10 protein-coding genes and 1 pseudogene are annotated in these 9961 nt (G+C 69.0%); 7 read left to right on the top strand and 4 right to left on the bottom strand.

The annotated features are described in order from the left end of the window. A pseudogene (locus tag VIR15_RS14280) lies at window positions 1-190 on the top strand (HNH endonuclease signature motif containing protein); the annotation flags it as partial. Window positions 191-323: 133 nt separating this feature from the next. Here the strand turns inward: VIR15_RS14280 and VIR15_RS14275 are convergent. Both VIR15_RS14275 and VIR15_RS14270 read right to left on the bottom strand, forming a co-directional pair. Next, entirely contained in the window at window positions 324-1748 is a 1425-nt protein-coding gene (locus VIR15_RS14275; RefSeq protein ID WP_331928773.1) for a serine/threonine-protein kinase, read from the bottom strand. Window positions 1749-1809: 61 nt separating this feature from the next. Next, complete coding sequence (locus VIR15_RS14270) at window positions 1810-2877, bottom strand: Gfo/Idh/MocA family protein (protein WP_331928771.1); 1068 nt, start codon at window positions 2875-2877, stop codon at window positions 1810-1812. Between the two features lie 59 nt (window positions 2878-2936). Here VIR15_RS14270 and lipB point away from each other — a divergent pair, with 59 nt between their 5' ends. The 5 genes from lipB to VIR15_RS14245 all read left to right on the top strand — a co-directional run bounded on the left by lipB (window position 2937) and on the right by VIR15_RS14245 (window position 7618). Then, on the top strand, window positions 2937-3596 hold the full coding sequence (gene lipB / locus VIR15_RS14265) for a lipoyl(octanoyl) transferase LipB (protein WP_331928769.1): 660 nt from the start codon (window positions 2937-2939) through the stop codon (window positions 3594-3596). A gap of 54 nt (window positions 3597-3650) precedes the next feature. Further along, a complete protein-coding gene (locus tag VIR15_RS14260; RefSeq protein ID WP_331928767.1) occupies window positions 3651-4616 on the top strand; it encodes an ABC transporter ATP-binding protein in 966 nt (321 codons plus the stop codon). Further along, window positions 4613-5713, top strand: a complete 1101-nt coding sequence (locus VIR15_RS14255) for a hypothetical protein (RefSeq protein WP_331928765.1) — start codon at window positions 4613-4615, stop codon at window positions 5711-5713. The genes VIR15_RS14260 and VIR15_RS14255 overlap by 4 nt, the downstream gene beginning before the upstream one ends. Window positions 5714-5855: 142 nt before the next feature. Next, the gene (gene lipA, locus VIR15_RS14250; RefSeq protein ID WP_331928763.1) at window positions 5856-6881 is read left to right on the top strand and encodes a lipoyl synthase; all 1026 of its coding nucleotides are present in this window, start codon (window positions 5856-5858) and stop codon (window positions 6879-6881) included. Between the two features lie 5 nt (window positions 6882-6886). Next, the gene (locus tag VIR15_RS14245; protein WP_331928761.1) at window positions 6887-7618 is read left to right on the top strand and encodes a DUF4191 domain-containing protein; all 732 of its coding nucleotides are present in this window, start codon (window positions 6887-6889) and stop codon (window positions 7616-7618) included. 12 nt (window positions 7619-7630) lie between these two features. Here the strand turns inward: VIR15_RS14245 and VIR15_RS14240 are convergent, their stop codons facing one another. Continuing rightward, the gene (locus VIR15_RS14240) at window positions 7631-8113 is read right to left on the bottom strand and encodes an RDD family protein (RefSeq protein ID WP_331928759.1); all 483 of its coding nucleotides are present in this window, start codon (window positions 8111-8113) and stop codon (window positions 7631-7633) included. 144 nt (window positions 8114-8257) lie between these two features. Between VIR15_RS14240 and glnA the strand changes: the two genes are divergently transcribed. Next, window positions 8258-9682 (top strand): type I glutamate--ammonia ligase, encoded by a 1425-nt coding sequence (glnA, locus tag VIR15_RS14235; protein WP_331928757.1) that lies wholly within the window; start codon window positions 8258-8260, stop codon window positions 9680-9682. A 45-nt stretch (window positions 9683-9727) separates the two neighbouring features. Here glnA and VIR15_RS14230 read toward each other — a convergent pair. Beyond that, window positions 9728-9961, bottom strand: a 234-nt coding sequence (locus VIR15_RS14230) for a tyrosine-type recombinase/integrase (protein ID WP_331928755.1), incomplete at its 5' end; no start/stop codon positions are given.

The following is a 9961-nucleotide window of genomic DNA, read 5'->3' as shown; positions in this document are numbered from 1 at the left end:
CACCCTGACCGGACGCGAGTACGTCACCTACCCCAAGTCCTGGACCGAGGCCCTGCACGACCCCGACGCGCCCGAGCACACCCCACCGACCCGCCGCGCCAACACGGCCCGGCAGGAACACCGCGACCGCGAGGCCAGCGCCGCGTACTGGAACGAACGCTACGGCTGGAACGACCCACCACCCTTCTGAGCCAGAGGCGCATCACGAGCGATGGTGCCGCATGCCGGACTCGATCCAACGGCGTGCGGCACCACGCTGCTCAGGCCTCACGACGACGTGGTGGGCCGGGAGAGATGAGGATCGTCGAGATGAGCTGCTCGGCTCAGCCGGACTGCGCGGTGCTGATCGCGTCGATCCGCCAGCCATCGGCATCCCGCATCAGGTCGAAGTCGAGCAGCTCGCCCTCAGCGGCCGGATGGGTGCGCCGGCCGCCGGCGCGGTCGACGACGACATAGGCCGACCAGTTGACGCGAGCCCGGATCGTGGCACGCTCGGCATCACCGCCCGCCGCGGCGGACTCAGCCACGGTGAGGTGCAGGTCGGCGTAGCGGTTGCCTCCACGCAGCAGCGTCTCGATGAGCTGGACATCAGACTGGTGGGACCCCGAACCAGGCCGGTGGACGGCCTCCAAGCCGTGCAGGTCCCTGGCGACGAGGACGGCCGCCCGCTGGTCAGAGAGCCATTGCATCAGCTCCGTCGGGCGCGTCCTTGGAGCCGACCCATCGTGCTGGACCAGTGCCCCAACCTGCGTGGTCGGTGCCGCCTCGGCTGGACCGCCTCCAGCGACCGCAGTGGGCGAGCGTCCGAGCAGGAGCCATGCTGCCGCACCCACGATCGCGATGGTCACGACCGCTGCGAGCACTCGGAGCCGCAACGGCCGGCGAGGGACCTCTTGAGCTGGCTGCTCGCGCGCGGCATCGGCACGCAGCCGATGGGTCAGCGCAGACGCGTCATCGGCACCCACGACGACCTCGACCGGCTCGGGTTGCACCGCGTCGTAGAGGAGCCGGGCGAGTCGTACCGCCTCGGGACGGCGAGCCGGGTCGGGATCGATGCTCGCAGCGATCACCTCGGCGAGCTCGTCGCCGACGTGGCTCCGGACCGTGTCGAGATCCAGGCGCTGGAGCGTGTCCGGAGCGCCGTAACCGGTCAGGCAGAACCACGCGACAGCTCCGAGAGAGAAGACGTCGCTCGCGGTTGTCGGAGCGGCTCCCTCGCGCACCTCTGGGGCAATGAACCCCTCTGTGCCACAGACGTGGGCGCCGTAACCCATGACGCGAGCCGCCCCCAGGTCGAGCAGGAGCGGCCGACCATCCGCCGTGAGCATGATGTTTCCAGCCGAGATGTCGCCGTGGCTGCCACCCGCGGCGTGGAGGGCTGCGACCGCTTGGCAGATCGGCGTCAGGATCGTCACCACCTCTCCGGGGCGCAGCTGCCCACGGGTGTGCACCATGGACCTCAGCGGGGCCCCGGTGACGAGTTCGAAGACGAGCGCCGTCCTGCCGTCCGAGAGCTCGATGACGTCGCGCAGTGGCACGAGGTGCTCGTGCCGAACCGCGGAGAGCACCTGCCGCTCGACGGCCCAACCCGATGGATCCCAGTCGGAGCCCGGACGGGGCACCTTGACGGCGACTGCGGCGCCGGCTCGGTCCCGCCCCGCCCAGACGACGCTCGTGCTGCCTTGCCCGATGATGTGCTCGAGCCGATGGCCGGGAACCTCAGGTGGAGTCGCGTCAAGGGTGCTCACCAGGCCATCGTCACAGGGACGGTCGCAGGGGCGCGGCGGTCCTCCACAGGCGCCTACCGGATCAGGGCGCCTCCCCCGGCGTGAGGACCTCGACGACCCGCTGGCCCTCGTGACTGGCGCGGGCCGCGTCCGCGACCGCGAGGACGTGGACGGCATCCCTCGGGTCGACCGGCATCGCAGCCTGCGGGTCGTCGGAGGTGAGGGCCGCACCAACCGCGCGATAGAACGCCGCCTGGTCCGACGGCCCCACAACCGGGCCGGGCTCCCGCTGGTCCCCGCGCACCAGCCAGCCGACCGCTGCTCCGTCGTTCTCGAACTCAGTGAAGGCGCTCACCTCGTCGAACTGACGGCCGATGACGTAGGCGCCCGTCGATCCGGTGACCCGTGCTCGAGGCCCTGGCGCCCCGTTGACCGACGATGCCATGACATGGCTCACCACTCCCGAGGCGTGTCGGCAGGCGACGAACACGTCGTCCTCGGCGACCATGGTGTGCGTGAAGAGCTCGGCGTAGACCGACTCGACCTCGCCGTGGAGGATGACCGCCTGGTCGATCAGGTGGCTGCCGAGGTCGAGGAGCAGCCCCGCGCCCTCCTCGGCCGTCTGGGTCTCCCGCCAGCGCTGCTTGGGGACGGGTCGCCAGCGGTCCCAGCGGTACTCCGCCCGGCGGATCTCGCCCAGGAGACTTCCGTCACGCACCGCAAGCAGCGCGGCGAGCTCCGGGTCGAACCGTCGGTTCTGGAAGACCGTCAAGGGAACGCCATGATGCGCAGCGAGGTCCACGATCCGTTGCGCCTCAGACGCGGTCCGCGCCAAGGGCTTGTCGACGACGAGTGCCACCCCCGCCTCGATGACTCGCTCGGCCTGTGCGGCGTGCAGGCCCGTCGGGGTAGCCAGCACCACGAGGTCCAGCCCGTCCACCTCGAGCAGGGCGTCGAGGTCGGGCACCACGAGGGCATCGGGGAGCTCGGACCTCGCCTGTGCGACGCGCTCCGGGTTGGCCGTGGCCAGGGCGGCCACCCCCAGCCCCGCGCCCACGAGCGCCGGCACGTGGAACTGTCGACCGCCCACTCCGTACCCGGCGAGCCCGACGCGAAGAGAACGGTTCCCGGGAAGCGAGCTCGGCGGCATACGGCCACCTTAGGACGAGGGCGGCAGGGCACCCGGGCAACGCGGCGTACCCTGACCGCATGCGGTTCGTGCACCTGGGCCTCGGCCCCGACTTCGTCGACTACGAGCACGCCTGGGAGATCCAACGGCAGACCCACGCCAAGGTCGTAGAAGGCACAGAGCCCGACACGATCTACCTGCTCGAGCACGCACCCGTCTACACCGCGGGCAAGCGCACCGAGCCGCAGGAGCGGCCCAAGGACGGCACGCCGGTCGTCGACGTCGACCGGGGCGGCAAGATCACCTGGCATGGGCCCGGACAGATCACCGGCTACCCCATCGTCCGCCTGCCCGCACCGATCGACGTCGTCGGCTACGTCCGGGCGCTCGAGGAGATGATGATCCGGGTGTGCGCCGACTTCGGCGTCGAGGCCGGTCGCGTCGACGGCGAGAGCGGCACGTGGATCGCCGCCGACGACAAGGGTCCTCGACGCAAGATCGGCGCCATCGGCATCAGGGTCAGCCGGCAGGTCGCGATGCACGGCTTCGCCTTGAATTGCAACCCCGACCTGTCCTGGGGTGAGGTCATCATCCCCTGCGGCATCGTCGGCGCCGGCGTCACATCGCTGTCCTTCGAGCTCGGCCGCGACGTCACGGTGCCCGAGGTGCTCCCCCACGTCGAGAAGCACCTCGGCGACATCATCCCGGCGCTCCAGCCGAACCGGAGAGTCCTCGCCTGACGCAAGGTCCTGGCCCCACTAGGGTGAGCACGCCAAACTCACACAGGGGGTTCCATGGACATCGCCGTCCGGACGGTCAGTCTGCGCAAGAGCTACCTCGGCAGGGGAGGTCGTCGGGTCGCGGTGCAGGGTCTGACCATGACCGTCCCAGCGGGCGGTGTGCACGGCTTCCTCGGACCCAACGGCTCGGGCAAGACGACGACGATCCGCATGCTGCTCGGCCTCATCCGCCCCGACTCAGGCACCGCGGAGGTCTTCGGGCGACGGGTGCCGAAGGAGCTTCCCCAGGTCATCGACCGGGTCGGCGCGATCGTCGAGTCACCGAAGTTCTTCCCCGCGTTCACCGGCCGCCAGAACCTCCGCCTCCTCGCCGACGCGATCGGGACGCCGCGGCCGCGCATCGACGAGGTCCTCGAGGTGACCCATCTCGGCGACCGCGGCCGGGACCGCTACGCCGGGTACTCACTCGGCATGAAGCAGCGCCTCGCCATCGCGGCCACCCTGCTCAAGGACCCGGAGCTGCTCATCTTCGACGAGCCCACCAACGGCCTCGACCCGGCGGGCATCCGCGAGGTGCGCGACACGATGCGCACTCTTGGCCGGGCGGGCAAGACGATCCTCGTCAGCTCGCACATCCTCGCGGAGGTCGAGCAGGTCGCCGACACCGTCACCATCATCGGCCACGGACGCACGCTCGCCGAGGGCGCCGTCAGCGAGATCCTCGGAGGCGGTGGTGCGCCGCAGGTCCGCCTCGGCATCTCCTCGCCAAGCCAGGCGGAGGACGTCCTCGCGACAGCCGGGCTGCGAGTGACCCGCGACGGCGAGCACCTCCTCGTGACCGGCGCGGAGGACCCGGCCGAGATCACGAGGGTCCTCGCCGGCCACGGCCTCTACGTCCGGGAGCTCACGCCGATCCGGCCGGACCTCGAGTCCGCCTTCCTCTCGCTCACGGCCGACGAAGGCCTCGGCTCGGACGCCGATCGAGACGCCGGCGGCCTCGCGACGGGAGGTGCGGCATGAGCCACACCCTCATCACGCCGGACTCGCAGGCCAAGTCGCACACTCGACCCAAGGGCACGTCCTTCCTCGGCCTGGTCGGCGTCGAGCTGCGGCGCCTGTGGTGGCGCCGCCTGACCAAGGCCGTGCTCGTCGGCGTCGTCGCGTTCACCGGCCTCATGGTCTACAACGCCTACAACCAGAGCTCGCCCGAGACCCTGGCCCAGCGACTGGACGAGTACCAGGCCATGGTTGCGGACGCCGAGCGCCAGAACCAGGAGATGCAGGCCAACCTCCCCACGATGATCGCGGACTGCCGCGAGCAGGAGGCGGTCGAACGCGAACGTCAGAATGACTCGTCGATCGACTTCGGCTGCGAGCACCTCGGCGAGTTCCAGGTGCCCACGATGGAGGACGTTGGCATCTCCCTCCCCATCGCCGACACCATCACCGCCGAGCTCGTCCCGTACGCCACGTTCGCCTACGCGTTCCTCGTGCTGCTGCTCATGGGCAGCTTCGTCGCCGCCGAGTTCTCCACCGGCGCCCTCGGCAACTGGCTCACCTTCAAGCCGCAGCGCGTCCGGGTCGCCCTGAGCAAGCTCGCGGCGGCAGGCGTCGGCGGTGCGCTGGCGGCCGCCCTCGGCCTCGGCCTGCTCGTCATCGGCGCCCGGATGGTCGCCACGATCAACCGACCGGGCTCCGAGCTGCAGCTCCCGACGCCACCCCCGTTGGAGGATTCCGTCGCCGAGCTGGTGCTCCGCGCGGTCCTCGTCGTGGTCGCGGCGGGACTGCTGGGCGCCGCGCTCGCGATGCTCCTGCGACACACGGCAGGGCTCGTCGGCCTGCTGCTCGGCTACCTCGTCGTGGTCGAGTTCATCGCGGTCCAGGCGTTCCTCGGGGGTCGGCTCACCCCGTGGGCCATCACGCCCAACGCCAGCGCGTTCCTCGAGAAGGGACACGAGTACATGGCGGAGACGTGCACGACCGTCGACGGCAACCGGTCGTGCACCTTCGGCACGCAGGCGATCAGCTACACGCATGGCTGGGTCTACCTGCTCGTGCTCGTCGTCGGGGTCTCGACCGCAGCAGTTCTCGTCTTCCGACGTCGCGACGTCACCTGACCTCCCGCGCCTGCCGCCACACGCCATCGAGCCGTATGCCGCTGGGCTGGCTTTCTGGGCCGCCGCTGGCTCGGCGTAGGCTGCAGTGAACCCGGCCACCCTGCAGGCCCGGGTATCCCGTGCCCCCAACGAAGGAGCCTCCGTGACTGTCGCACCGGACGGCCGTCGGCTGCTGCGCGTCGAGGCGCGCAACGCCGAGACCCCCATCGAGCGCAAGCCGTCGTGGATCCGCACGACGGCCAAGATGGGGCCCGAGTTCACGGCGCTGCACTCGATGGTCAAGGGCGAAGGGCTGCACACGGTCTGCCAGGAGGCGGGCTGCCCGAACATCTTCGAGTGCTGGGAGGACCGCGAGGCGACCTTCCTCATCGGCGGCGACACGTGCACGCGGCGCTGCGACTTCTGTGACATCGCAACGGGTCGGCCGCAAGCCCTCGACCTCGACGAGCCGCGTCGTGTTGCCGAGTCGGTGCAGCGGATGGGCCTGCGCTACTCGACGGTGACTGGCGTGGCGCGCGACGACCAGCCCGACGGCGCAGCCGGGCTGTATGCCGAGACGATCCGGCAGATCCACCTGCTCAACCCCAACACCGGGGTGGAGATCCTGCCGCCCGACTTCGGGGCGAAGCCGGAGCTCGTTGGCCAGGTCTTCGACGCCAGGCCTGAGGTCTTCGCACACAACCTCGAGACGGTGCCCCGGATCTTCAAGCGGATCCGCCCGGCGTTCACCTACGAGAAGTCGCTGCGGGTGCTCACCATGGCCCGCGAGGCGGGGCTCGTCACCAAGTCCAACCTCATCCTCGGCATGGGCGAGACCGACGCCGAGATCGAGTCGGCGATCCGCGACCTGCACGACGCCGGCTGCGACATCCTCACCATCACGCAGTACCTCCGGCCCTCGAAGCTGCACCACCCGATCGACCGCTGGGTCAAGCCCGAGGAGTTCGTCCACTGGTCCGACGTGGCCGAGGGCATGGGCTTCAAGGGCGTCATGGCTGGCCCGCTCGTCCGCTCGTCCTACCGTGCCGGGCGGCTCTGGGCCACCGCGATGCGCAAGTGGGGGCGGCCGATCCCCGGGCACCTGGCGCACCTCGCCGAGGCGGCCGAGTCGCCTGCCCGCCAAGAGGCGGCGGCATTGGTGGCCCGCGCTGCGAGCGCCGTATCCTGATCCGCATGGCACGCAACAAGGACGGCGACACGACGGCGCCCAAGGAGAAGAAGACCGGGCGGCTGGCGCAGATCTGGCAGGTCTTCAAGATCACCAGGCAGCAGGACCCGCTCGTCGGGTGGTACATGCTGCTCGCCTTCCTCGTCACGTTCGGCGTGATCTTCATCGTCGGCCTGTTGCTCGACCTCGGCTGGATCTTCGCCATCTTCGGCGTCATGAGCGGCATCCTCGTCGCGACGATCGTCATGAGCCGACGGGCCGAGCGGGCCGCCTATCGTCAGATCGAGGGCCAGACCGGCGCTGCGGGTGCGGCCCTCACATCGATCCGCCGCGGCTGGTACACCGACCGTGAACCGGTGGCCGCGGACGTCAACCGTCCCGGTGACTTCACGTCCGCCGCCGTCGTCTACCGCGCCCTCGGCAGGGCCGGAGTCGTGCTCGTCGGCGAGGGCCCCACGGGCCGGGTGCAGAAGCTGCTCGTCGCCGAGAAGAAGCGGGTCGAGCGCGTGGCACCGGGTGTCCCGGTCACGCTGATGCGCGTCGGCAACGGCGAGGACGAGGTGCCGATCAGCAAGCTCGCCAGCAAGGTGCAGCGGCTCCGCCCGGCGATCACCAAGGACGAGATGTCCGTGGTGAACAAGCGCCTCAAGGCGCTCGGCGGAATGAAGGCCCCGCTTCCCAAGGGCATCGATCCGACGCGGGCCCGCATGGACCGCAAGGCGCTGCGCGGCAAATAGCCCCAACCGCTGTCAGCGAGTGCGGACGATGACCGTGTTGGGCACCTTGTCGTGCAGGCCTCGGCTGTCCCGGTCCCAGATGACCGCCGGGATCGCGAGGCAGAGCAAGGCGGTCCGGATGAGTGCCTGCACCAAGGTGGCCCGCCCACCGGTGACGTTCCGCACCTGCAGGCCCATGAAGCGGTGTCCGATCGTGGTCCCGAGCGTCCCGACGAGCAGGATGTTCATCAGGGCGAAGATCGCGAGCACGATGAAGTTCTGACCGCCCGTGGCCGTGCGCTCCGAGAACGGCAGCGGCACCTGGAACAGTCCCCGGGCGATGATGAGCGCGATGACCCAGTCGATGATGATGCCGCACAGGCGTCTTCCGAAGCGGGCAATGGAGCCGGGACCGTGCTCCGGCAGGCCGAGGCGCTGGCCCGGCCATTCCCCCGCACCGACGGTTCTCGATCGGGGCCCCTCGAGCCAGGAGCCAACATCCTCGCGGTCAACCACGTGCCCAGCCTAACGATCCGCGTGAAACCCGGCTCAGCGGCATACGGCGTGGGCTTGCGTTAACACGTGGGAAACATTCGGGTCATGGACGGGAAATCGGATCCCGTTAGCGTCCTCGACGACAGCACCACTTCAGGAGGTTGGATGTTCAGCTCAGCTGACGAGGTCCTCGCGTTCATCAAGGACGAGGACGTCAAGTTCGTCGACATTCGGTTCTGTGATCTGCCCGGTGTCATGCAGCACTTCAACGTGCCGGCTGAGTCGGTCGACAAGGAGTTCTTCACGGTCGGGCAGATGTTCGACGGTTCGTCGATCCGCGGGTTCCAGGCGATTCACGAGTCGGACATGAAACTCGTCCCGGATCCGGCCACTGCGTACGTCGACCCCTTCCGCGTCGAGAAGACCCTCGTCATGAACTTCTCGATCGTCGACCCGTTCACCGACGAGCGCTACAGCCGCGACCCGCGCAACATCGCCTTCAAGGCGGAGGAGTACCTGAAGTCGACGGGGATCGCGGACACCGCGTACTTCGGCGCCGAGGCGGAGTTCTACGTCTTCGACGACGTCCGCTTCGAGACGAAGCAGAACGCCGGCTACTACTTCATCGACTCCGTCGAGGCCGCGTGGAACACCGGCCGCGTGGAGGAGGGCGGCAACCGCGGGTACAAGACCCGCTACAAGGGTGGCTACTTCCCAGTCTCCCCCGTCGACCACTTCGCCGACTTCCGCGACCAGGTCTGCATCCGGCTCAAGGACGTGGGCCTCAACGTCGAGCGCAGCCACCATGAGGTAGGCACGGCCGGCCAGATGGAGATCAACTACCGCTTCAACACGCTGCTCCACTCGGGCGACGACATGATGAAGTTCAAGTACGTTGTCAAGAACGAGGCCTGGGCTGTCGGCAAGTCCGCGACCTTCATGCCGAAGCCCCTCTTCGGCGACAACGGCTCCGGCATGCACACCCACCAGTCGCTCTGGAAGGACGGCGAGCCGCTCTTCTACGACGAGCGCGGCTACGGCGGCCTGTCCGATCTCGCCCGGTGGTATATCGGCGGCCTGCTCAAGCACGCGGCGTCGCTGCTCGCCTTCACCAACCCGACGATCAACTCCTACCACCGCCTGGTTCCGGGCTACGAGGCTCCGGTCAACCTGGTCTACTCGGCCCGCAACCGCTCGGCGTGCGTCCGCATCCCGATCACGGGAACGTCGCCGAAGGCCAAGCGCATCGAGTTCCGCGTGCCGGACCCGTCGGCCAACCCGTACCTGTCCTTCGCCGCCCAGCTCATGGCGGGCCTCGACGGGATCAAGAACCGCATCGAGCCGCCGGAGCCAATCGACAAGGACCTCTACGAACTGCCCCCCGAGGAGCACGCGGCGATCGAGCAGGTGCCCGGCTCGCTCCCCGAGGTGCTCAACGCGCTCGAGGCCGACCACGACTACCTCCTCGAGGGTGACGTGTTCACCAAGGACCTCGTCGAGGCGTGGATCGAGTACAAGCGTAAGAACGAGGTGGACCCGATCCGCTTCCGCCCGCACCCGCACGAGTTCGAGATGTACTACGACCTGTGAGGCTCACAAGTCGCTGACCTGCTGCTTTGCGTCCCATCACGGCGTCTAGTCCGCAGATAGTCCGCAAGATTGGGGATCGAGCGAGACCGCTCGTGCTGCCAGCACCGCACCAACGGCAGCGCGGGCGGTCTCGTCCGCGTCTGGCCACAGGTGCGAGTAGGTGTTGAGCGTCGTCGTCGCGCTGGCGTGCCTCAGGCGCGTCTGCACGACCTTGACGTCTGCACCGCTGGCGATGAGTAACGAGGCGAGATAGTGCCTCAGGTCGTGGAAGCGGAAGCC

This window comes from Intrasporangium sp. (assembly GCF_036566125.1).
Taxonomy (GTDB): domain Bacteria; phylum Actinomycetota; class Actinomycetes; order Actinomycetales; family Dermatophilaceae; genus Intrasporangium.
Note: the sequence above shows the minus strand (reverse complement) of the source record. Positions and strands in the feature narration are given on the sequence as shown.

What these genes read in the sequence shown, in the direction of transcription:
- VIR15_RS14270 (WP_331928771.1), bottom strand. Translation starts at nt 2,877, where the DNA reads ATGCCGCCGAGCTCGCTTCCCGGGAACCGTTCTCTTCGCGTCGGGCTC.
- lipB (WP_331928769.1), top strand. Translation starts at nt 2,937, where the DNA reads ATGCGGTTCGTGCACCTGGGCCTCGGCCCCGACTTCGTCGACTACGAG.
- VIR15_RS14260 (WP_331928767.1), top strand. Translation starts at nt 3,651, where the DNA reads ATGGACATCGCCGTCCGGACGGTCAGTCTGCGCAAGAGCTACCTCGGC.
- VIR15_RS14255 (WP_331928765.1), top strand. Translation starts at nt 4,613, where the DNA reads ATGAGCCACACCCTCATCACGCCGGACTCGCAGGCCAAGTCGCACACT.
- VIR15_RS14245 (WP_331928761.1), top strand. Translation starts at nt 6,887, where the DNA reads ATGGCACGCAACAAGGACGGCGACACGACGGCGCCCAAGGAGAAGAAG.
- glnA (WP_331928757.1), top strand. Translation starts at nt 8,258, where the DNA reads ATGTTCAGCTCAGCTGACGAGGTCCTCGCGTTCATCAAGGACGAGGAC.